19 protein-coding genes are annotated in these 21,435 nt (G+C 70.9%); 6 read left to right on the forward strand and 13 right to left on the reverse strand.

Features of this window, described 5'->3' with window-relative positions:
• The first annotated feature begins 271 nt into the window (after positions 1 to 271).
• The 3 genes from AAD528_RS08445 to AAD528_RS08455 all read left to right on the forward strand — a co-directional run bounded on the left by AAD528_RS08445 (position 272) and on the right by AAD528_RS08455 (position 3,035).
• Positions 272 to 1,156, forward strand: a complete 885-nt coding sequence (locus AAD528_RS08445) for an ABC transporter ATP-binding protein (RefSeq protein ID WP_345751634.1) — start codon at positions 272 to 274, stop codon at positions 1,154 to 1,156.
• Entirely contained in the window at positions 1,153 to 2,283 is a 1,131-nt protein-coding gene (locus AAD528_RS08450; RefSeq protein WP_345751635.1) for an ABC transporter permease, read from the forward strand. The genes AAD528_RS08445 and AAD528_RS08450 overlap by 4 nt, the downstream gene beginning before the upstream one ends.
• 164 nt (positions 2,284 to 2,447) lie before the next feature.
• A complete protein-coding gene (locus tag AAD528_RS08455) occupies positions 2,448 to 3,035 on the forward strand; it encodes a nitroreductase family protein (RefSeq protein WP_345751636.1) in 588 nt (195 codons plus the stop codon).
• 60 nt (positions 3,036 to 3,095) lie between these two features.
• On the opposite strand, the gene AAD528_RS08460 is transcribed toward AAD528_RS08455, so the two are convergent.
• Together AAD528_RS08460 and AAD528_RS08465 are read right to left on the reverse strand one after the other, a co-directional pair.
• Positions 3,096 to 4,688 carry a hypothetical protein gene (locus AAD528_RS08460; RefSeq protein WP_345751637.1) on the reverse strand — a complete coding sequence of 531 codons (1,593 nt, stop codon included), beginning with the start codon at positions 4,686 to 4,688 and terminating at the stop codon, positions 3,096 to 3,098.
• Complete coding sequence (locus AAD528_RS08465) at positions 4,670 to 5,461, reverse strand: ABC transporter ATP-binding protein (RefSeq protein WP_345751638.1); 792 nt, start codon at positions 5,459 to 5,461, stop codon at positions 4,670 to 4,672. The genes AAD528_RS08460 and AAD528_RS08465 overlap by 19 nt, the downstream gene beginning before the upstream one ends.
• A 93-nt stretch (positions 5,462 to 5,554) precedes the next feature.
• Here AAD528_RS08465 and AAD528_RS08470 point away from each other — a divergent pair, with 93 nt between their 5' ends.
• A complete protein-coding gene (locus AAD528_RS08470; protein ID WP_345751639.1) occupies positions 5,555 to 6,409 on the forward strand; it encodes an SMP-30/gluconolactonase/LRE family protein in 855 nt (284 codons plus the stop codon).
• 7 nt (positions 6,410 to 6,416) lie between these two features.
• On the opposite strand, the gene AAD528_RS08475 is transcribed toward AAD528_RS08470, so the two are convergent.
• The 5 genes from AAD528_RS08475 to AAD528_RS08495 all read right to left on the reverse strand — a co-directional run bounded on the left by AAD528_RS08475 (position 6,417) and on the right by AAD528_RS08495 (position 11,625).
• Positions 6,417 to 7,616 (reverse strand): MFS transporter, encoded by a 1,200-nt coding sequence (locus AAD528_RS08475; protein ID WP_345751640.1) that lies wholly within the window; start codon positions 7,614 to 7,616, stop codon positions 6,417 to 6,419.
• 94 nt (positions 7,617 to 7,710) lie between these two features.
• Positions 7,711 to 8,718, reverse strand: coding sequence for a Bug family tripartite tricarboxylate transporter substrate binding protein (locus tag AAD528_RS08480; protein ID WP_345751641.1), 1,008 nt, complete (start codon positions 8,716 to 8,718; stop codon positions 7,711 to 7,713).
• A 53-nt stretch (positions 8,719 to 8,771) separates the two neighbouring features.
• Positions 8,772 to 9,320: a tripartite tricarboxylate transporter TctB family protein gene (locus AAD528_RS08485; RefSeq protein WP_345751642.1), complete on the reverse strand. Its 549-nt coding sequence runs from the start codon at positions 9,318 to 9,320 to the stop codon at positions 8,772 to 8,774.
• Positions 9,317 to 10,834 (reverse strand): tripartite tricarboxylate transporter permease, encoded by a 1,518-nt coding sequence (locus tag AAD528_RS08490; protein WP_345751643.1) that lies wholly within the window; start codon positions 10,832 to 10,834, stop codon positions 9,317 to 9,319. Before AAD528_RS08490 ends, AAD528_RS08485 begins: the two co-directional genes overlap by 4 nt.
• 113 nt (positions 10,835 to 10,947) lie before the next feature.
• Positions 10,948 to 11,625: a class II aldolase/adducin family protein gene (locus tag AAD528_RS08495; protein ID WP_345751644.1), complete on the reverse strand. Its 678-nt coding sequence runs from the start codon at positions 11,623 to 11,625 to the stop codon at positions 10,948 to 10,950.
• Between the two features lie 121 nt (positions 11,626 to 11,746).
• Between AAD528_RS08495 and AAD528_RS08500 the strand changes: the two genes are divergently transcribed.
• Positions 11,747 to 12,736, forward strand: coding sequence for a PhnD/SsuA/transferrin family substrate-binding protein (locus AAD528_RS08500; RefSeq protein WP_345751645.1), 990 nt, complete (start codon positions 11,747 to 11,749; stop codon positions 12,734 to 12,736).
• A gap of 45 nt (positions 12,737 to 12,781) precedes the next feature.
• Here AAD528_RS08500 and AAD528_RS08505 read toward each other — a convergent pair whose 3' ends face one another.
• The 3 genes from AAD528_RS08505 to AAD528_RS08515 all read right to left on the reverse strand — a co-directional run bounded on the left by AAD528_RS08505 (position 12,782) and on the right by AAD528_RS08515 (position 17,004).
• Positions 12,782 to 13,549 (reverse strand): IclR family transcriptional regulator, encoded by a 768-nt coding sequence (locus tag AAD528_RS08505; protein WP_345751646.1) that lies wholly within the window; start codon positions 13,547 to 13,549, stop codon positions 12,782 to 12,784.
• A gap of 50 nt (positions 13,550 to 13,599) precedes the next feature.
• A complete protein-coding gene (locus tag AAD528_RS08510) occupies positions 13,600 to 15,801 on the reverse strand; it encodes an ATP-dependent Clp protease ATP-binding subunit (RefSeq protein WP_345751647.1) in 2,202 nt (733 codons plus the stop codon).
• A gap of 225 nt (positions 15,802 to 16,026) precedes the next feature.
• Positions 16,027 to 17,004 (reverse strand): GlxA family transcriptional regulator, encoded by a 978-nt coding sequence (locus AAD528_RS08515; RefSeq protein WP_345751648.1) that lies wholly within the window; start codon positions 17,002 to 17,004, stop codon positions 16,027 to 16,029.
• A gap of 99 nt (positions 17,005 to 17,103) precedes the next feature.
• Between AAD528_RS08515 and AAD528_RS08520 the strand changes: the two genes are divergently transcribed.
• Complete coding sequence (locus AAD528_RS08520; protein ID WP_345751649.1) at positions 17,104 to 17,229, forward strand: hypothetical protein; 126 nt, start codon at positions 17,104 to 17,106, stop codon at positions 17,227 to 17,229.
• 51 nt (positions 17,230 to 17,280) lie between these two features.
• Here the strand turns inward: AAD528_RS08520 and AAD528_RS08525 are convergent, their stop codons facing one another.
• The 3 genes from AAD528_RS08525 to AAD528_RS08535 form a co-directional block, all read right to left on the reverse strand.
• The gene (locus AAD528_RS08525) at positions 17,281 to 18,492 is read right to left on the reverse strand and encodes a glycosyltransferase (RefSeq protein ID WP_345751650.1); all 1,212 of its coding nucleotides are present in this window, start codon (positions 18,490 to 18,492) and stop codon (positions 17,281 to 17,283) included.
• 31 nt (positions 18,493 to 18,523) lie between these two features.
• The gene (locus tag AAD528_RS08530) at positions 18,524 to 19,741 is read right to left on the reverse strand and encodes a glycosyltransferase (protein ID WP_345751651.1); all 1,218 of its coding nucleotides are present in this window, start codon (positions 19,739 to 19,741) and stop codon (positions 18,524 to 18,526) included.
• A 185-nt stretch (positions 19,742 to 19,926) separates the two neighbouring features.
• Positions 19,927 to 21,354, reverse strand: a complete 1,428-nt coding sequence (locus AAD528_RS08535; protein WP_345751652.1) for a CCA tRNA nucleotidyltransferase — start codon at positions 21,352 to 21,354, stop codon at positions 19,927 to 19,929.
• Positions 21,355 to 21,435 lie beyond the last annotated feature (81 nt).

Below are 21,435 nucleotides of genomic sequence, written 5' to 3' on the forward strand. Positions count from 1 at the left end.
TGTCACCGATGTCCTGATGCAGGAACCGTCACCGATGTCCTGATGCAGTTCCGTCACCGATGTCCTGAGACATCACACTCCGTTTCGGCGCAGAAATGGCGTGTTCTCGCTCACAACACGTGTTCTCGGCGGGGGTAGGACCGCCGCGGGGGCAGGACCGCCGCGCGGGGGAGGACCGCCGCGCGGGGGAGGCGGAAGATCCGCCCCCCGGGGGATCCGGGCGGGGCATCGGGATCCCTACCGTGAGAACCATGGACGAAAGGGATCGCGGATGCTGACGCTGAGCGGGATCGTGAAGAGCTACGGCGAGAGGCGGGTGCTCGACGACGTGTCGTTCGACGTCGCGCCGGGTCGCCTGACCGGATTCGTCGGCGGAAACGGCGCCGGCAAGACCACGACGATGCGGATCGTGCTGGGCCTGCTGGCCTACGAGGCGGGATCGGTGACCCTGAACGGCGCGCCGCTCACGGCCGCCGACCGGCGCAGCTTCGGCTACATGCCGGAGGAGCGCGGGCTGTACCCGAAGATGCGGGTGCTCGAGCACATCGTCTACCTGGCGCGCCTGCACGGGTTCTCGAAGGAGGACGCCACGGCGCGGGCGAAGGCGATCCTCGAGCAGCTCGGGCTGGGGGAGCGCCTGACCGACAACATCGAGGCGCTCTCGCTCGGCAATCAGCAGCGCGCCCAGATCGCGGCGGCCCTGGTGCACGACCCCGAGGTGCTGATCCTGGACGAGCCGTTCTCGGGCCTCGACCCGCTCGCCGTGGACGTCGTCGCGGGCGTGCTGCAGGAGCGCGCCGCCGCGGGCGTCTCGGTGCTGTTCTCGTCGCACCAGCTCGACGTGGTCGAGCGGCTGTGCGACGACCTTGTGATCATCGCGGGCGGCACCATCCGGGCGAACGGATCGCGCGACGACCTCCGTGCGCGGCACGCGACGCGCCGTTTCGAGCTGGTCTCCTCGTCGGATGCGGGATGGCTGCGCGACGAGCCGGGCATCGAGGTCACCGAGTTCGACGGCGGCTACGCGGTCTTCGACGCGGCCGACGACGCCGCCGCCCAGCGCGTGCTGCGCGGGGCCCTCGACCGCGGGGACGTCGCCGCGTTCTCGCCCGTCCGCCCGACCCTCGCCCAGATCTTCAAGGAGGTCATCCAGTGAGCACCGCGACCGAGACGCCGGCACGCCACACGGTCCGCCGCGAGGCGACGCTCTCGCCCGCGCAGGGTGTGTGGCTCGTCGCCGAGCGCGAGATCGGCGGCAAGCTGCGCAGTCGCTCGTTCCTGATCTCGACCGCGATCCTGCTGATCATCGCCCTCGGCGGCATCCTGTGGTCGGGCTTCCAGGCGAGCACCGCCGGCACGATCGAGATCGCCGCGACGGCGGACGTCGCCGGGAACCTGCCGGATGTCGACGCGCTCGAGGTCACGGAGGTCGCCGATCGCGCCGAGGCCGAGGCGCTCGTCGCGGACGGCACGGTCGAGGCCGCTCTGCTGGCGGACGGCGACTCGCCCACGGGCGTGCGGGTGCTGGCCGAACGGGAGGCGCCCGACGCGCTCGTCTCGCTGCTGTCCGTCGCTCCCACGATCGAGCTGCTGGATCCGGAGGCGGACGGCGAGGGGCCGATGCGCTACGTCCTCGGGCTCGTGTTCGGCATCGTGTTCATGATGGCCGCGGTCTCGTTCGGCTCGCCCATCACGATGAGCGTGATCGAGGAGAAGCAGACGCGGGTGATCGAGATCCTGCTGTCGGCGATCCCGGCGCGCGTGATGCTCGCCGGGAAGGTGCTCGGCAACGCGATGCTCGCGTTCGGTCAGATCCTGCTGCTGATCGCGGTGGCGGTGATCGGGCTCGTCCTGACCGGCCAGACCGAGTTCCTGCAGGGGCTCGGCGCGCCGATCGTGTGGTTCGCGGTGTTCTTCGTGTTCGGCTTCCTGCTGCTGGCGGCGATGTTCGCGGCCGCCGGGTCCCTCGTGTCGCGTCAGGAGGACTCGGGACCGACGCTGACGCCCGTGATGTGGCTGACGATGATCCCGTACTTCCTGGTGCTGTTCCTCGGCGAGAACCCCGTCGCGATGGCCGTGATGTCGTACGTGCCGTTCTCGGCGCCCGTGGCGATGCCGATCCGGCTGTTCTTCGGCGACGCCCTGTGGTGGGAGCCGCTGGTCTCGCTCGTGATCATGCTCGCCTCGTGCGTCGTGGTGATCGCGCTCGGCGCGAAGATCTACGAGAATTCGCTGCTGCGGATGGGGGCCCGCGTCAAGCTGTCCGACGCGCTGCGCGGCTGATCCGTCCGGCTCGACGGCGCGTGTCCCTCGGGGCACGCGCCGTCGGCGTCTGGGTGCCTCCTGAGGGCCGGTTCGATGCGCGGGAATAGACTCATGACGCCGGGGTTGCACCCGGTGGGCAACGGCGCCTCCGACCTCGATCCGAGAACCACAGGGAGAGAACCATGGGCGCTGCCACGCTCGACCGCACCGCGACCACCGACCACCCGGTCCTCGACGTCCTCGCCGGACGCTGGAGCCCCCGCGCCTACGACGCCACCGCGCCGATCGACGAGCAGAAGCTCGCGAGCGCGCTCGAGGCCGCGCGCTGGACGCCGTCGGCCAACAACGTGCAGCCCTGGAAGTTCATCGTCGCCCGCCGCGGCACCGCCGAGCACACCGCGATCGCCGACTCGCTGATGGGCTTCAACCAGGCGTGGGCCCCGGCCGCCGCCGTGCTCATCGTGGCGGTCGCCGTGACGCACAGCGACGAGGGTCGCGAGATCCCCTCGGCCCTGTACGACCTGGGCCAGGCGATGGCCCACCTGTCGGTGCAGGCCCACCACGACGGCCTCGTCGTGCACCAGATGACCGGCTTCGACCCGGCCGCGATCTCCACGCGCTTCGGCCTCGCGCAGAACGAGCGCCCCTTCACCGTCACGGCGCTCGGCGAGTTCGGCGACCTCGAGGCCCTGCCCGAGGCGCTCCGCGAGCGCGAGGTCGCGCCGCGCACGCGCCGCCCGATCGCGGAGTCGCTCGTCGTCGACGCCTGATCCCACGCGACAAGGGCCGGCGGGTGTGATCCCACCGGCGGCCCTTTCGCGTGCCCGGGGTCAGGCCTCGCTGCGCACCGCGGTCAGCACCTCGGGCCAGCGGCGGTCGAGGATGCGTCCGCCCAGGACGATCCCGGCCCACACCGCGGCGCCGCCCAGGACGAGACCGCAGGCGAGGCTCACCCAGCCGAGCGGCGGATGCCAGAGCGCCGCGATGGCGAACCCGAACGCCGGGCCGCCGACCACGAGCACCATCGGCAGCATCACCGCGAGCGCCGCGAGCGACTGCACCCCACCGGACGACCCGCGGCCGAGCGGGTTCGCCTCCGGCGCGGGCGCCCGGCCCGGCAGCCACGGCCCGACGAACGCGCCCGCACCCGCGGCGGCGAGCACGAAGCCGAGCGAGGCGCCGAGGCTCGCGGGCAGCAGCCCCCAGTCGTCGATCACGAGGCACGCGAGCGCGCACATCGCGATCGCCAGCGGCACCGCGATGATCCCGATCCCGAGCACGCGGCCCGCGCGGTCGTCGGCGCCCCGCACGCCCGCGACCACGTGCAGCGCGACGGCGTCGTGGTCGTACGCGATGTCGAGCTGCACGATCGTGCCGACGATCAGGGCGCAGATGGCGGGGACCAGGATGACCGCGTCGCCGAAGGCGATCGCCTCGTCGTCGCCGCGCTGCAGCAGCTGGGGGAGCACGACGATGACCGGCAGCAGCACGAGCGTGGCGGTGTTCAGGATGTGCCGCGGGTCGCGGCGCCGGTAGCGCAGCGAGCGCGCGGCGATCGCACCCACGGGGCTGGCGGGAAGCATCCGGTCCAGCAGTCCGCCGCCGCGCACCTCGCCCCCGCCCCGGCTGAGGATCGGCGCCACGAGCCGGGCGGCGAGCATCGCGCGCGCCGCGAGCCAGAGCAGCGCGACCGTGGCGAGCGCGACGAGAAGGCGCAGCACCGCGGCCGCGCCGTCGCCCTGCGCGAGCGCGGCGGGCACGCCGAACGCGGCGCCGACCGGCGTCCACGCGAGCACGTCCGCGACCTGCACGAACACCGGTCCCGCGACCTCGAGCCGGAGAGCCACGCCGACGCCGACATTGAGCAGGACGCCCGAGAAGACCGCCAGCAGCGCGCCGAAGACCAGCACCACGTCGCGCGTGCGTCGGCCCGCCAGCGAGCGCGCCAGAAGGCCCCCGACCACGCGAGCCCCGAGCACGCAGGTCGCGAGCGCCACCGGCGTCAGCAGCACCGCCGCGATGAGCGCGAGGGGGTCGACGGACCAGCCGATCAGCATGAGCAGCAGCGCGAGCGAGGTGCCGATCCCGCCGATGCCGATCGCCCCGGCCAGCACGAGTCCCGGCAGCAGCTGCCCGGCGCGCACCGGCAGCAGGGAGAACCGCTCGGGCGCGAGCAGCTCGTCGGAGCCGACCAGGATCGATCCGAGCCACCAGCCGAGCACGATGACGGATCCGGCGATCACGAGCGCCGTGACCGCGATGTCCGGCGCGAACAGGCGCAGCGCCGCGAGGCCGAACGCCAGGCCGCCCAGGAGGCTCAGCGCCATCAGCCCGAACACCGCGAGCGAGACGATCATCCACGGGTTCTTCGCGAGCTGGTGGCCGAGCTGCCGCCAGCGCAGGCCTACGAGGAGCGCAACCACGCCAGCGTCTCCGCCCCGAGATCGTGCCGGCCCACGAGATCCAGGAACCGCTGCTGCAGCGAGACTGCGCCCCGCACCTCCTCGAGCGTGCCGTGCGCGAGCAGGCGCCCGTCGGCGACGATCGCCACCCGGTCGCACAGCGACTCGACGAGCTCCATGACGTGGCTCGAGAGCACGACCGTGCCGCCGCCCGCGACGAACGCGCGCAGGATCTGCCGGATCGTCTCGCCGGAGACCGGATCGACCGCCTCGAGCGGCTCGTCGAGCAGCAGCAGGCGGGGCGCATGGATCAGCGCGCACGCCAGGCCGATCTTCTTCCGCATGCCCGCGGAGTAGTCGACCACGAGGGTGCGCCCGGCGTCCGTCAGGCCGAGCGCGTCCAGCAGCTCGCTCGACCGCGCCGTCACGTCGACGTCGGCCATGCCGTGCAGCAGGCCCGTGTAGCGCAGCAGCTCGGAGCCCGTGAGGCGGTCGAACATGCGCACGCCGTCGGGCAGCACCCCCATCCGTCCCTTCGCGGCCGCGGGATCGCGCCACACGTCCGCGCCGAGCACGAACGCCGTGCCCGCATCGGGCCGCAGCACGCCCGTCGCCATCGACAGCGTCGTTGTCTTGCCGGCGCCGTTCGGGCCGAGCAGCCCCAGCATCGATCCGGCGGGCACGTCCAGCGAGAGGTCGTCGACCGCGACCTTCTGGCCGAACTGCTTGCGCAGATTCCGCAGCGCCAGCACGGGCGGCGTCGCGGCGCCGGGTGGAGTGGGGGAGTCGTCCATACCCGTCACGCTATTGCCGGACCGGCCCCCGGGGCATCCGTCGCGCGAGGGATCATGGACGCCGAGACCCGATCGCACGATCCCAGGAGAGCCATGCCGCGCGCCGAGCAGATCACCGCGTCCGTCACGTACCACGGCGAGGGCGCCGTCTGGCATGCGGGATGGGGCGGGCTGCGGCTCGTCGACATGCTCGCCGGCGACGTGCTGTCGCTCGACGAGGCGACGGGGACGGTGTCGCGCCTCCACGTCGACTCCCCGGTGGCCGCCCTGCTGCGCCCCCGCACGGCCGGCGGGTTCGTGGTCGCGACGGAGCGGGGCTTCGCCGGGTACGACGCCCGCGACCGGCGCGAGTGGGTCACGCCCGACCTGTGGGACGGGCCGATCCGCTTCAACGAGGGCGCCGTCGATCCGCGCGGTCGCCTGCTCGCGGGACAGATGGCGTACGCCCAGACCCCGGGGGCCGCATCGATGTGGCGGCTGAACGTCGACCGGTCCGCCGAGCGGCTGTTCGGCGGCCTGACGATCTCGAACGGCCTCGGCTTCACCGCCGACGGGACGCGCGCGTACTTCGACGACACCGCGACGGGCCGGATCGACGTGTTCGACGTCGAGGACGGCGAGCTGGGAGAGCGGCGCCCCTTCGTCACGCTGCCCGAGGGCGTCGGCGGACCGGACGGGCTGTGCGTCGACGCCGAGGACGGCGTCTGGGTCGCGCTCTACGGCGGCGCGGCCGTGCGCCGCTACGACGCGGACGGCGCGCTGAGCGAGATCGTCGAGGTCGGCGCCGAGCGCGTGACGTCCTGCGCCCTCGGCGGGCTCGACGGCACGACGCTGTACATCACGACGTCGCGCGAGGGCCTCGAGCCGCATGAGGAGCCCGCCGCGGGCGCGATGTTCCGCGCCGAGGTCGGCGTCACGGGCGCGCCGATCCGCACCGTCCCGCTCTGACCCGGGTTCAGGCGCGGGACTGCCGGGGCACCCACCGTGCGAAGACGCCGGCTGCCGCGAACCCGAGGAGGCCGGTCGCCATGATCGCGAACGACGGCCCCGCGACAGCGGTGAGCGCGGCGAGCGCCAGCGGACCGGCCGCCGAACCGGTGTCGCCGACGCCGCGCCAGATCCCCAGGAAAACGCGCCGATCCGACGCCCGCGCCGCATCCGCTCCTAAAGTCATCACCAAGCCGGCTCCGATGCCGTTTCCGACACCCATCACGCAGGCGATGACGGTCATCAGCACCGGGCCGCACGACCACGGCAACGCGACGAAGGCGGCGGCCAGGACCAGCGTCGATGCGACGGCCACGGGGCGTCGCCCGTAGCGGTCCATCACCCATCCCGTCGGATAGAAGACAAGCGCATCCAGGGCGCCGGCGAGTCCGTAGATCAAGGACGTCTCCGCGGGACCGAGGCCGAGCTCCGCGGCCCACAAGGGGACCACGGTCTGTCGCGTCTGTCGCAGGGCCGACAGCAGGAGGACCCCGAGGCCGATCGACGCGAGCACGCCGCGGTAGCGGCGGAGCACGTCGCGCAGGGCGACGCGCGACGCAGGACCAGCACTTTGTGCCGGCGACTCGAGGTCGGGGGCCGCGACGATGATGACACCCGAGGCCGCCAGCGCGACCAGTCCGACGATGTACGCACCGGGCCTCCCGATCAAGACCATCGCGCCCGCGCCGGCGAAGGGCCCGAGGAACATGCCGATGCGCATCGAGCCGCCGAGCGTCGACAGGGCTCGCGCCCTCATGCCGATCGGTACGAGTTCCGTCAGATACGACTGGCGCGCGAGGTGGAACACCGAGCCCGCCATGCCGAACAGCAGGATCCCGCCGCCGTAGACGATCAGAGCCGGAGCGCCCGCGCTGAGGGGCAGCACGCACGTGGCGAGCCCTGCCATGGCGGCAAGCATCGCCATGAGCATCGCCCGCTTCTCACCGAATCGCTGCGCAAGCGCGCCGGAGGGAAGGTCGGCCACGAGCAGGCCGATGCCGATCAGCCCGGCGACGAGCGCCGCTGTCGCCGATGATGCGCCGCGCTCCATCGCGCTCAGCACGATCACGGGAACGAGTGCGCCCTGCGCGATGCCGAACAGCAGCGACGGCCCGTATGCGGGAAGGGCGATCGCGCTCAGGCGGAAGATGCCGTCCTTCTCGCCCATGCATCACCCCCCTCGCCTGCGAACGGCCGGCATGACGCCGTACCGCCAGGGCGCACTGAGTGCCCTGGCGGTACGGTGCAGCGCGCGAGGCCGGTCAGAGCCCGTACGCCTTCTTGAGCAGGTCGACGTAGGCGGCGGGGGAGTCCATGATCTCGCCCACCAGCTTCTCGACGTCGGCGCCGCTGCGGTAGACCACGTCGCGGCCCGAGTCCTTGGCCGCCTTGATGAACGCCTCGTCGGTCGCGACCTCCTCGAAGGCGGTGCGCAGCAGGTCGAGCATCTCCGGATCGATACCCGGAGGGGTCACCAGAACGCGCCCGCTCGAGATCAGCGCCGAATGACTCTCAGCAAGGTCCTTCTTGTCCTCGGGCACCACGTCGAGGAGGTTGGGCACGCCCTCGATCGCGGGGGCGCCGTTCGACTCGCCGACGACGAGCACGGGCCTGGTGTCGCCGCTCTCGATGCCCGAGAGCTGCGAACCGTACGAGAGCGACTGCAGCTCGACGTTGTCGGCGATGACCGCGAGCGTGCCCTCCTTCGAGTTCGCGAAGCCCGTCACGACTTCACTGTCGAGGTCGAGCAGCTCGTTCAGGGCCAGCGCGTCGACGTATTCGAGCGAGCCCGGGCCGCCCGCGGCGAAGCGCTTGCCCTTCGCGTCGTCGATCGTCGCGATGCCCGACGTGGCGGAGGTGACGACGACGTTGGGCTCCGACACGATCTGGCCGATGTAGCCGAAGCCCTCGGCCTCGTACGCGACCCCGTCGGCGCCGACGAGCGCCGACCCCAGGTGGCCGGGGGTGTTGACGATCATGATGGTCTTGCCGTCGGGCTTGGCGGCCCACACCTCGTTCGTGGCGATGAGCCCGCCCGCGCCGGGGCGGTTCTCCACGATGACGGTCGCGTCGAGCGCCTTTTCGAGCTCGGGGGCGATCATGCGCGCGTAGAGGTCGAAGCCGCCGCCGGGGTCGTAGCCCACGACCAACGTGACCGTCTCGCCCTCGAGGCTCGCCTCTCCGCCTGCACCGTCTCCGCTGGTGGAGCTGCATCCCGCCAGCGCGGCGATGGCCACAACCACGCCGACGCCCTTGATGATCTTGTTCATCGGTTTCCTCTCTGTCTGTCTGTGTGCGTGTGAAGTTCGGGTCGAGGCGCTGCTCAGGCGATTCCGAGCAGACCCCCCGGGAGCGGCAGCTTCAGCACCACGCCGAAGACGCCCCCCACCAGACCGGTCAGCACGACCGCGTAGATCACGCTGAAGAGCCACTTCGTCCTCACCGCGAACCGCAGGTACGCGACCGTGAAGGCGATCGAGGCGACGTAGATGCCGAAGACGCCGAGCACCACGTAGAAGCTCGCGAGCCAGGCGAACGAGGTCAGCCAGTCGTGCCGCGTGAGGCTGCGGAAGAACTCGTATTCGGCCTCGGAGAACGACTGGGTCTCCTTCGGCAGCGCCGCCTTCGGCGCCTCGGGCTTGCGCGGAAGGAACAGCACCCGCACAAGGAAGGTGAGAGAGCCGATCACGCCGAGTGCACTCACGCCGAGCGGGAAGTAGGCGGCCACGGGCTTGAACCCGGTGGCCATGATCAGCGCGGCGGTGAACACGGCCAGCAGGATGATCGTGATGATGAGATCGCTCATGTTGATCCGCTGCCACCAGCGCGGCTTTCCAGCGTCGGCGGTGTTCCAGATGGTCTCGGTGCTCATCGTCCGGCTCCGATCGTGGAGGTATCACGGGCCCCACGCGCCTTGCGTTTGGCCCAGGCGATGCGCACCGCCGTGGTCAGGATCAGGGCGGCGATGACGAGGCCGACGATGACGACGCCCGGACGACCGACCCAGTCGAACGCGAACATGTTGTAGCTGAGCATGAAGTAGCGCTCCAGGATGCCGCCGAGCACGAGACCGAGCAGCAGAGGGATGCGCGGCCACTTGAAGCGGGTGCTCAGCACGCCGATGACGAGGAAGGCCAGCATGATCCAGACGTCCTCGAGCGTGTTCGAGGCCGAGAACGCGCCGACCGTGAGCAGCACGACGAGGAACGGCACCAGCATGCGTCCGGGCACCTTGGTCAGGTGGGTCAGCGGGCGCAGCATGAGGTAGCCGAGACCCACCGCACCGATCGTCGACAGCACGATGATCCACACCAGCGAGACGGTGATGTCCAGGTTCTCGTTCAGCATCTCCGGACCCGGATTGAGACCCAGGATGAGGAATGCGCCCAGCAGCACGGCCATCGATGCGGAGCCCGGGATGCCGAATGCGATCGTCGGGACCAGGTGACCGCCGTCCTTCGCGGTCGTCGTCGCACCGGCGGCGATCACGCCCTCGATGGAGCCGTCGCCGAACTCCTCGGGATGCTTCGAGGTCTGCTTGGCGTGACCGTAGGCCACGAACTGCGACACCGAGCCTCCGAGGCCGGGCAGCATGCCGAGACCTGCGCCGATCGCCGAGGTGCGCAGGACGAGGAACCAGTGGCGGAAGGTCTCCTTTGCGCCGCTCCAGATGCCGCCGAGCTGGGGCTTTCCCACCGTGCGGGTCCGGTCCTCCTTGTCGAGCATGGTCTGCAGCACCTCGGCGCCGCCCAGGAGGCCGACGACGACGGGAACGATGCTGATGCCCTCCCAGAGGTGCATCTGACCGAAGGTGTAGCGCTGGACGCCCAGGTTCGGATCCATGCCGACGAGCGCGATGAGCACGCCGAGCGTCGCCATCACCAGTCCCTTGTGCACGCTGCCGGTCGACAGCGAGGCGATGAAGGTGAGACCGAGCAGACCCACTGCGAACAGCTCGGGCGCGGAGATGCCGAGCACCAGGGGCCGCACCACGGGGATCAGCAGCATCAGCACGAGCGCGCCGAAGATCGCGCCGATCCCGGACGAAGCCAGCACCGCGCCGAGCGCGCGGCCGGCCTGCCCCTTCTTGTTGAGCGGATAGCCATCGAGCACCATCGCGGCCGCCGTCGGTTCGCCGGGGATGCCGAACAGCACCGAGGTGAAGTCGCCGGCGACCGACGACACGACGTACATGCCGAGCAGCAGCGAGAACGCCGGCACCGGGTCCATCCCGAACGTCACCGGGATCAGCAGGGCGAGCGTCACCGCGCCGCCCAGTCCCGGCAGGACGCCCACCACGAAGCCGATCACCACGCCGATGGCGAGCATCAGCAGCGAAGTCGGGCTGACGGCCTGCGCCAGTGCGCTCCAGATCACGTCGAGCACGGGTTGCTCCTCTCTGGCCACTCTGCCAGCAGACATTTCATTGTGCAGAACATCTTTCTGTTATGCGTGGAGGTGAGCGTAGCACGCGTCCAGCGCCGCGCAGGTTGCGGCTCTCACTCGCCCTGCGCGGCGTAGTAGTTCCAGATCTTCGCGGCGATGATGGGCTTCCAGTTCGTCTCGCGGGTGCGCTCGAGGTTCTCGCCCTCCAGGGGCTGGATCGGGCCGAGCAACGAGGCGTAGTACTGCTTCTTCGCGTTCTCCTCGACGAAGATCGCGCGCGCGAACACCTCCTGGATGCCCTCGCCCACCACGATCGCGCCGTGGTGACGGATGGTCGCGACGCTGTGCTCGCCCAGACACGTGGCGAGCTCGTCCCCGATCTCGCGGGTGTTGACGAGGCTCGAGGTCTCGTAGACCGGCAGCTCCGGGCTGACGAACGAGCCGATCGAGAACACCGGCTGCATCGGCTGGCGCGCGATGCCGAGCACCGTCTGCCAATGCGGGTGGTGGTGCAGCACGCTCGCCACGTCAGGGCGCGCGCGGTAGACCGAGGTGTGGATGTGGAACTCGCTCGGCGGCTCGCCCTCCCCCTCCCGCAGCTCGCCGTCCAGGTCGATCCGCACGATGTTGTCGGCGGTCAGGGTCGCGCGTGAGGCCTTGCGCGAGTTGATCAGCAGTTCATCCGTCCCGGGGATGCGGTAGCTGAGGTGCCCGTTCATGTCCAGCAGCTCGGCGCGCACGAGCATCCGGATGGCGTGAGCGAGTTGGATCTTGATCTCTGCGAGGTCCATCAGGACTCCTTCGTCGTGAGGGTGACGTCATTGCCGATTTCATCCTACGGTATTCTTTTCTGCTAGATAAAATATGCGCCATCGCTGGCGGCACGACGACGTGAACCGAGGAGCACCCAACGTGACCAAGCTGACCCTGACCTTTGCCGCCCGCGAGTACGACCGCGTGAGCCCGGTCGTCGACGGGCGCGCCACGCCGGAGGGCATCGACCTCAACTACTTCCGGCTGCCGGTGGAGGAGATCTTCTACCGTCAGCTGCTGCACCGCGAGTTCGACATCAGCGAGATGAGCCTGTCGTCCTACGTGATGACGCTCGATCGCCCGGACCCCGAGTACATCGCCCTTCCGGTCTTCCCGTCGCGCTACTTCCGCCACCAGACGATGTTCGTCAACACGAACAGCGGCATCTCCTCACCCGAGGACCTCAGAGGCAAGCGCGTCGGCCTGCCCGAGTACCAGATCACGGCAGGCGTCTGGCAGCGCGGCATGCTGAACGACGAGTACGGCGTCGCCTGCGAGGAGATGGAGTTCTTCACCGGCGGCGTGGACGCCCCGGGTCGCGACGAGAAGCTCGCGCTCGACCTGCCCAAATCGATCTCGGTCACCCGCATCGGTCCGGAGCAGACGCTCTCCGACATGCTCGCCGCCGGCGAGCTCGACGCCGTGTTCTCGGCGAACGTGCCCGGCAGCTTCGGGACCAGCCCCGCGGTGGCCCGCCTGTTCCCCGATTACAAGGCCGTCGAGCAGGACTACTACCGACGCACCCGGATCTTCCCGATCATGCATGTGCTCGTCGTGCGGCGCAGCATTCTCGAGGCGAACCCGTGGGTCGCCCGCTCGCTGCAGAAGGCGTTCCAGCGCGGGCTCGAGGTCGCTCAGGAGGACCTGCGCTACCGCAGCTCGCTCACCACCATGCTCCCTTGGCTGGCATCGCACCTGGACGAGACCGTCGAAGCCATGGGCCAGGATTACTGGCAGTACGGCCTCGAGGCGAACCGCCACCTGCTCAGCACGTTCCTCGGCTACCACTTCGAACAGGGCCTGTCGCGTCAGCTGCGCACGCCGGACGAGCTGTTCGCGCCGAGCGCGTCGGCCACCTTCGTCATCTGAACTCGATGTGCTGAACGCGTCGCGCATCCGGACCGCCCCGCGTTCTCACTCGAGCTGCTGACCCTCGAGACGCGACGCCGCGTTGAGCAGATGGCGCACCAGCATCGAGCGGTCGTGCGCGGCCATGCGCTGCGCAGGGCCGCTCACGCTGATGGCCGACTGCACCTTGCCGTGGCGATCGCGCACGGCCGCCGCGAAGGATCCGATGTCGATGGAGCCGAAGTTCACCGCATAGCCGCGATCTCGCGTGGCCTGCAGCTCGGCATCGAGCGCCGGGCGGTCGATCTGGTCGCGCACGGGCTCCAGCGCGCGATCGAGCTCGCTGGGGGAGAGCAGCGCGAGCATCGCCCGGCCCGCAGCGCTCTCCCAGCCGTCGCGCAGCTGACCGGTGCGATCGGCGACGCGCAGGGCGTTGACGCCTTCGGCGCTGACGAGGTAGCGCACCATCGGCCCCTCGAGCTGGGCGAGGTGCGCGGTTTCGCCGAGGGCCCCGGCGAGGTCGGCGAGGATCGGCTTGGCGATCTGCCGGATATCGAGCTTGCGCACCACGGCCAGTCCGATGTCGAGCAGGGCACCGCCGGGCATATACGAGCGCGTGGCCGGGTCCTGCCGAACGAAGCCGTGAAACTGCAGCATCGCCATCAGCCGGTGCGCGGTCGACACCGAGACCCCGAGCGCGGTCGCCGCGTCGGACACCCGCACCACGCTGACTTCCTTGAACATCGCGAGCAGGCGCAGGGCGTTGTCGACCGACGAGATCGGATAATTCGGCTTGGGGACGCTCTCGTCGCTCGTCATCGACTCTGGTGTCACGATCTCGACTCTAACGGCGCGCTCTGCAGAATGGCTTTCTGCGGGACCGATCAGTCCTCGACGATCTCCGCGTCGATCACGTCGTCGTCCTCGTCCTCCGCCTGAGCCGCCCGCCCGTCGCTCGTGACCGCGAGCTGCGAGCCGTCCGTCGCGACGTCCACGCGCACGGTGTCGCCGTCGCGCACGCCCCCCGACAGGATCGCGAGCGCCAGCCGGTCCTGGATCTCCTGCTGGATGAGCCGGCGCAGCGGACGCGCGCCGTAGATCGGGTCGTAGCCCCGCTCGGCGAGCCACGCGCGGGCGTCGGGCGTCACGGCCAGCGTGAGGCGGCGATCCGACAGCCGGCGCTGCAGCAGGTCGACCTGCAGCTCGACGATCTGCGCCAGGTCGTCCTGCGACAGCGCCTGGAACATCACGATGTCGTCGAGGCGGTTCACGAACTCGGGCTTGAACGCCTGCCGCACCAGCAGCATGACCTGGTCGCGCTTGGCGTCGACCGGCAGCGTCGGGTCGATCAGGATCGGCGAGCCCAGGTTCGACGTCAGGATCAGGATCACGTTCTTGAAGTCGACCGTGCGACCCTGGCCGTCCGTGAGGCGGCCGTCGTCCATGACCTGCAGCAGCACGTCGAACACCTCGGGGTGCGCCTTCTCGACCTCGTCGAGCAGCACTACGCTGTAGGGACGCCGGCGCACCGCCTCGGTCAGCTGACCGCCCTGCTCGTACCCGACGTAACCGGGAGGAGCTCCGACGAGACGCGAGACGGTGTGCTTCTCGCCGTACTCGGACATGTCGATGCGCACCATGGCGTGCTCGTCGTCGAACAGGAACTCGGCGAGCGCCTTGGCGAGCTCGGTCTTGCCGACGCCGGTCGGGCCGAGGAACAGGAAGGATCCGGTGGGCCGGTTCGGGTCGCTGATGCCCGCGCGGGAGCGGCGGACCGCGTCGGCCACGGCCTTCACGGCGTCCTTCTGCCCGATCAGCCGGCGGCCCAGCTCGTTCTCGAGGTGCAGCAGCTTCTCGGTCTCGCCCTGCAGCAGGCGGCCGACGGGGATGCCCGTCCAAGAGGCGATCACCTGGGCGATGTCGTCGTCCGTGACCTGCTCGTTGACCATGCGCGGCTCGTCGCTCGCGCCCTCGGCCTGGCGCTCCGCCTCGGCCAGCTCGGCCTCGAGCTGCGTGATGGTCTCGTACTGCAGCTTCGACGCCTTGGCGTAGTCGGCCTCGCGCATCGCGCGGTCGCGCTCCGTGACGGCCTCGTCGAGGCGCTTCTTGAGGTCGCCGACGCGGTTCAGGCCGCCGCGTTCCCGCGCCCAGCGCGCCTCCAGGGTCTTCAGCTCGGCCTCCGAGCCCGCCATCTGCTCGCGCAGCTTCGCGAGACGCTCCTTCGAGGCGGGATCCTTCTCCTTCTTGAGCGCGAGCTCCTCCAGGCGCATGCGGTCGACCTGGCGCTTGAGCTGGTCGATCTCGACGGGGGAGGAGTCGATCTCCATCTTGAGCCGGCTCATGGCCTCGTCGATCAGGTCGATCGCCTTGTCCGGCAGCTGGCGGCTCGGGATGTACCGGTTCGACAGGGCGGCCGCGGCGACGAGCGCGCCGTCCGTGATGGTGACCCCGTGGTGCGCCTCGTACCGGCCCTTGAGCCCACGCAGGATCGCCACCGTGTCCTCGACGGACGGCTCACCCACGTAGACCTGCTGGAAGCGGCGCTCGAGCGCGGCGTCCTTCTCGATGAACTCGCGATACTCGTTGAGCGTCGTGGCGCCGATCAGGCGCAGCTCGCCGCGCGCGAGCATCGGCTTGAGCATGTTCGACGCCGCGACGGATCCCTCGCCGCCGCCCGCGCCCATCAGCACGTGCAGCTCGTCGATGAAGGTGATGACCTGCCCCTCGGACTCGGTGATCTCCTTCAGGACGTTCTTGAGCCGCTCCTCGAACTGGCCGCGATACATCGCGCCGGCCACGAGCGCCGACATGTCGAGGCTGATCAGGCGCTTGTCCTTGAGGCTCTCGGCGACGTCGCCCGCGACGATGCGCTGCGCGAGGCCCTCGACGACGGCGGTCTTGCCGACGCCCGGCTCGCCGATGAGCACGGGGTTGTTCTTGGTGCGCCGGGTGAGCACCTGGCTCACGCGTCGGATCTCCGCGTCGCGCCCGATCACCGGGTCGAGCTTGCCCGCCCGCGCGCGCTCGGTCAGGTCGATGCCGAACTGCTCGAGCGCGCTGCGCTGATCCTGCTGCTGGTCCGTCATGCTCGCCTCCTGAGAGAACTCCACCCGAACTTGAGTCGCTTACGCTCAACTTTATCAGGAGGGGGACACGCGCGCCAGAGGGGCGACTTCCGCACCGCCCCGCATGTCCCCGTTCCCGCCGCTATCCGCCCCGATTCCGGCGCGAACCGGGACACGCTCGGCACGATTCCGGCACGAAGTGGGACACGCTGAGCGCGCCGCCCGATGCACGCCTGAGGCCGCGGATCAGGCCGCCGCCGTCTCCGCGACCGGCACCGGGCAGGCGAAGCGCGCGCGGTACGCGGTCGGGGTCGTGCCGAGCACGCGCGAGAAGTTCTGACGCAGCACGGCGGCGGACCCGAAGCCGCACTCGTCCGCGATCCGGTCCAGGCCCCATTCGGTCTGCTCGAGCAGCCGCTGCGCCTGGATGATCCGCTGCCGCGCGAGCCAGGCCGCCGGCGTCGTGCCGTAGTCGGCCTTGAAGCGGCGCGCGAACGTGCGCGGCGACATGTGCGCGCGGTTCGCGAGCTGCTCGACCGTCAGCTCGCGGTCGAGGTTCTCGAGCGCCCAGTCGGCCACGGGCGCGAGCGACAGTCCCGTCGACTCCGGCATCGGCCGCAGGATGAACTGCGCCTGCCCGCCCTCGCGCTGCGGGGCGACGACCATGCGGCGCGCGATGCGGTTGGCGGCCTCGGCCCCGAGCTCCTGCCGCAGCAGGTGCAGGCACGCGTCGAGGCCCGCCGCCGTGCCGGCGCTCGTGATGATGCGGCCGTCCTGCACGTAGAGGACATCCGGATCCACGTCGATCCGGGGGTACATCCGCGCCATGGTGTCGGAGTAGAGCCAGTGCGTGGTCGCCCGGCGGCCGTCCAGCACTCCCGCCGCCGCGAGCACGAAGGCGCCGCTGCACACGCTGAGCAGCCACGCGTCGCGCGCCACCGCGTCGCGCAGGATGGCCGCGACGCGCAGGTCGATCCGGCCCCACGCCGACTTCGGCTGCGTCGAGACCACCACGATGTCGGCCGTCTCGGCGAATGTGAGGTCGTCCGTGACGTTGATCGAGAAGCCGAGGTTGGACATCACGGCACCGGGCTCGGGGGTGACGATGCGGAAGTCGAACTTCTCGATGCCCTCGGCCGAGCGGTCGAGGCCGAACGCCTCGCACGCGACGCCGAACTCGAACGGCGCGAAGCCCTCCTGCACGATGCACGCGACGGTCTTCATGGGGCTCCTCGGCGGCCGGATCGGGTGTGGCAGTTTTCCTGCGGGATGTGTCGATCCTGCCACTGTTGGCAGGATATACGCAAGCGCAGGATGTCTGCCATGATCATCCTCATCCTCCTGGCGATCCTGTCGGTCGTCGCGATCGCCGCCACGGCGCACGAGGTGCGCGTCGACGGCTACGGTCGCGTCCGCACCGACCGCTCCCGCCTCTTCCAGCGCGACTAGCTGACCCGACGTGCCCGAATTCGCGGCAGAATTCGGGCTGATCGGGGCAACTCAGCGGGAGGAGGCGCGGAGCGCGCGCTCGTACACCGCCACCATGGCGGCCGTGCGGGACGACTGGCGGAACCGCTCCGCGATGTCGGGATCGGGGACGGGCGCCCTGCCCGCCGCGATGTCGGCCGCGGCGGTGCGCAGCGCCACGGCGAGCGCACGGATCCGTCCCGGCTCGTCCTCGGGAGCCTCCACGCGCCACACGCCCCGGCCGACCTCGCCCGCGATGTCCGGATCGCTGACCACGGCGGGCGTGCCGAGCGACGCCGCCTCGAACGGGGTCATGCCCTGCGTCTCGAAGCCGATCGAGGTCTGCACCAGTGCGTCCGCGGCGGCGATCCGGCGCAGCACGTCGTCGTAGGCGAGCTTCCCCGCGAAGTGCACGGGCAGGCCGTGCGTCGCGACGAGCCGGCGCGCCGCCGCAAGCTGGCCGCCGCCGCCGATCAGCTCGACCTCGCACGCGATGTCCGCCGCGGCGAGCGCCTCGAGGAACGGCATCAGCCGCTTCTCGGGGCTCATCCGCCCGAGCCAGACGAAGCGCGGGGGACCGGGCGCCCGCTCGGCCCGCACGTCCCGCAGCACGCGATCCAGGACGTCGTCGTCGATCCCGTTCCACACGACGTCGACGGACGCGGACACGCCGTTGCGCTCCAGGCGCCGCGCGAAGTGGCCCGAGGGCGCGGTCACCGCGGCGGCGCCGCGGGCGAGGCCGCGCAGGTAGGCCCAGCCGTCGTGGCCGGTCGCCGCGGCGCCCGGCAGCCCGCGCAGCGCGGCACGGCGCCAGGCGTTGAGCGCCCGCAGCACCAGGCCGGGGAAGGGCGCGGTGGCCTCGATGCCCACGTCGACGCGGTTGTGCATGGTGTGCACGACGGGCAGCCCGTGGCGAGCGGCGTACCGGTAGCCGAGGAACGCGCCCCAGAAGTCCGCCTGCACGTGCACGAGATCCGGGGCGGGGCGGCCGACCATGCCGCGGTCGATCGCGCGATCCGCCCGGGCGCCGGGCCAGGTCAGCGAGTACTCGCGGTCGAGCGTGATCGGGATGGACGGCAGGTCGAGGTACGCCGGGTCGCCCGCGTCGGCCGCCGCGCGGGCGCCGTGGCGACGCGGGGCGACGATCGTGACGGTGTGACCCGCACGCTCGAGGAAACGGCGCTGCAGCCGCGTCGAGACCTGGGCGCCGCCGAGGGACTCGACGTGCTGGTCCGCGAAGATCACGACGTGCACGGTCTGCGGAACCCGATCCGGATCAGGCGGCGCGCGTGCCGCCGCGCGGCACCTCGCCGCCTGGCACCTGCTCGCCGCGGTAGAGCGCCTCGAACGTGTCGAGCGTGCGGTTGATGTCGTGCACCAGCACGCCCTCGAGCGATGCGCGCTGCATCCGCAGGCGCTCCTCGGGCGCGGCGGTCAGCACCGTGGCGAGCTTGGCGGCGAGGTCGTCGGCGTCGCCGGGCTCGAACAGGTAGCCGTTCTCGCCCTCGTGCACGAGGTGCGGCAGCGCCACGGCGTTCGCGGCCACGACCGGCAGGCCCGACGCCATGGCCTCCATGGTCGCGATCGACTGCAGCTCGGCGATGGACGCGATCGCGAACACGCTGCCGCGAGTGAGGGTGGCGCGCAGGTGCTCGTCGGTCGAGAGCCCGTGGAACACCACGCGCTCGCGCACGCCGAGCTCGCTCGCGAGTGCCTCCAGCGCGGGCTCCTGGTCGCCCTGCCCGACGAGGTCGAGCTTCGCGTCCAGCGCGGGATCGAGCTTCGCCAGGGCGCGCAGGATCACGTCGACCTGCTTCTCCGCCGTCATGCGGCCGACGAACACGATCCGGTTCTCGGTTCGCGGCTCGAGGTCGGCCGTGTACTGCGTGCGGTCGATGCCGCAGCTGATCGGGATCACGCCCCGGATGTCGATCGCCGACTCGAGGAAGTCCGCCGCGCGGCGCGTGGGCGTTGTGACGGCCTCGACCAGATCGAACGTGCGCTTGGCATCGGCCCAAGCGAGCTTGACGAAGATCCCGTTCGCCCAGTCCGGCAGGGTCGTGTGATCGAGGATGTTCTCGGGCATCACGTGGTTCGTCGCGATGATCCGGATGCCGCGCTTGCGCGCCTCGCGCGCCAGGCCGCGGCCGATCACGATGTGCGACTGGATGTGCACCACGTCGGGCTTGACGCGGTCGAGCACGCGGCGGGCGTGGTGCTTGGCGCGCCACGGCCACACGAAGCGCAGCCACTCGTGCCACCACAGCTTGGTCGACGGCAGCCGGTGCACCGTCATCTCGGCGCCCTCGATGACCTCGCGGCGGTCCGGCTCGTCCACGTGGCGCGTGTTCGGGACGACGGCGTGGACGTCGTGCCCCCGCTGCACGAGCCCCGCGGCGAGGCGCTCGGCGAAGCGCGCGGCGCCGTTGATGTCGGGCGCGAACGTGTCGGCGCCGATCAGGATCCGCAGTGGTTGTCGGGGGGAGTCGGACACGTTCGGCCTCGCAGTGCTGTTCGTGGCGGCGCCGTCCCCGGCGGATGGTGGGCGACCGGGCGGACGGGAAGTCGGATTCCGAGCCTATCCGACCGCGCTCTCGCGCCCCGTGAGGCGTGCCGCGCCGAGTGGCTGCCGAGCGAGCGAAGTGGGCTGCGGCGACCGGCCTCGGACCGCCGACCCCCTCACCCCTGCGCGGCCCACCAATCCACGAGCCGCCGCTCGGCCTCCTCCGCACCCAGCACGCCCTCGTCCAGGCGCAGATCGAGCAGGAACCGGTACGCCTTGCCCACCGCCGGACCGGGCGCGATGCCGAGCACCTCCTGGATCCGGTTGCCGTCGACCTCGGGACGGATGGAGTCGAGCTCCTCCTGCTCGCGCAGCGTGGCGATCCGGGTCTCGATGTCGTCGTACGCCGACGCCAGGCGCGTGGCCTTGCGCTTGTTGCGCGTGGTGACGTCGGCGCGGGTCAGGATGTGCAGCCGGTCCAGCTGGTCGCCGGCGTCCCGCACGTAGCGCCGCACCGCCGAGTCGGTCCACGCGCCCTCGGCGTAGCCGAAGAAGCGCAGGTGCAGCTCGATGAGCTTCGTCACCGCGTCGATCGTGTCGCCGTCGAAGCGCAGCGCCTGCAGGCGCTTGCGCGCCATCCGCGCCCCCACCAGGTCATGGTGGTGGAACGTGACGGCGCCGCCCTTCTCGAGCTTGCGCGTGCGCGGCTTGCCGACGTCGTGCAGCAGCGCGGCCAGGCGCAGCGCGACATCCGGATCCTGTCCGGGGAAGCGCTCGTGCTCGTGGTCGATCGCCTGTCGCAGCACCGTGAGCGAGTGCTCGTAGACGTCCTTGTGGTGGTGGTGCTCGTCGACCTCGAGCCGCAGCGCCGACACCTCGGGCAGGAACTCGTCGATCAGCCCGGTCGCGACCAGGACCCGGATGCCGCGCACCGGGTCGTCCGTTGACAGCAGGCGCGCGAGCTCGCCCTGGATGCGCTCGGGGCTCACGATCGACAGCGTGCCGCGGAGGTCCTCGATCGCCGCGAGCGTGCCGTGATCGACCTCGAAGCCGAGCTGCGAGGCGAAGCGGGCGGCGCGCAGCATGCGCAGCGGATCGTCGCCGAAGCTGATGCGGGGGTCGATCGGGGTGCGCAGGGTGCCCCCGACCAGGTCCTCCACGCCGCCGGTCGGGTCGACCAGCTTGGCCCCCGGCACCTTCAGCGCCATCGCGTTGACCGTGAAGTCGCGGCGCACGAGGTCGGCCTCGAGCGTGTCGCCGAACTCGACCGTGGGCTTGCGCGTGACGCCGTCGTAGCTGTCGGCGCGGTACGTCGTGATCTCGACCTGCTCGCCCTGGACCCTCGCCCCGATCGTCCCGAACGCGCGGCCGATGTCCCACTGCGCCGTGGAGATCGGCTTCACGATGCGCAGGATGTCGTCGGGCCGCGCATCCGTCGTGAAGTCGAGGTCGTGCGTCGCGCGGCCGAGCAGCGCGTCGCGCACGGGGCCGCCGACGATCGCGAGGTCGTGCCCCGCGTCGGCGAACGCGCGCGCGAGCGTCGCCACGACGGGCGAGGCCGCCAGGTCGCCGAGACGCGCGACACCGTCGGCCATGTTGAGCATGGGATCAAGTCTACGGATCGGTCGAATTCCCCTTTCCCGTTCGTTGCTCGAGGAGAAGGGTTGGCGGAGACCGAAGGAGCA

The organism is Microbacterium rhizophilum (assembly GCF_039605615.1).
Lineage (GTDB): Bacteria > Actinomycetota > Actinomycetes > Actinomycetales > Microbacteriaceae > Microbacterium > Microbacterium rhizophilus.

Bases quoted from the DNA above. Each gene is read 5' to 3' on its own strand.
- AAD528_RS08455 (WP_345751636.1), top strand. From the start codon at position 2,448: ATGGGCGCTGCCACGCTCGACCGCACCGCGACCACCGACCACCCGGTC.
- AAD528_RS08470 (WP_345751639.1), top strand. From the start codon at position 5,555: ATGCCGCGCGCCGAGCAGATCACCGCGTCCGTCACGTACCACGGCGAG.
- AAD528_RS08495 (WP_345751644.1), bottom strand. From the start codon at position 11,625: ATGGACCTCGCAGAGATCAAGATCCAACTCGCTCACGCCATCCGGATG.
- AAD528_RS08445 (WP_345751634.1), top strand. From the start codon at position 272: ATGCTGACGCTGAGCGGGATCGTGAAGAGCTACGGCGAGAGGCGGGTG.
- AAD528_RS08485 (WP_345751642.1), bottom strand. From the start codon at position 9,320: ATGAGCACCGAGACCATCTGGAACACCGCCGACGCTGGAAAGCCGCGC.
- AAD528_RS08520 (WP_345751649.1), top strand. From the start codon at position 17,104: ATGATCATCCTCATCCTCCTGGCGATCCTGTCGGTCGTCGCGATCGCC.
- AAD528_RS08475 (WP_345751640.1), bottom strand. From the start codon at position 7,616: ATGGGCGAGAAGGACGGCATCTTCCGCCTGAGCGCGATCGCCCTTCCC.
- AAD528_RS08480 (WP_345751641.1), bottom strand. From the start codon at position 8,718: ATGAACAAGATCATCAAGGGCGTCGGCGTGGTTGTGGCCATCGCCGCG.
- AAD528_RS08535 (WP_345751652.1), bottom strand. From the start codon at position 21,354: ATGCTCAACATGGCCGACGGTGTCGCGCGTCTCGGCGACCTGGCGGCC.
- AAD528_RS08465 (WP_345751638.1), bottom strand. From the start codon at position 5,461: ATGGACGACTCCCCCACTCCACCCGGCGCCGCGACGCCGCCCGTGCTG.
- AAD528_RS08515 (WP_345751648.1), bottom strand. From the start codon at position 17,004: ATGAAGACCGTCGCGTGCATCGTGCAGGAGGGCTTCGCGCCGTTCGAG.
- AAD528_RS08510 (WP_345751647.1), bottom strand. From the start codon at position 15,801: ATGACGGACCAGCAGCAGGATCAGCGCAGCGCGCTCGAGCAGTTCGGC.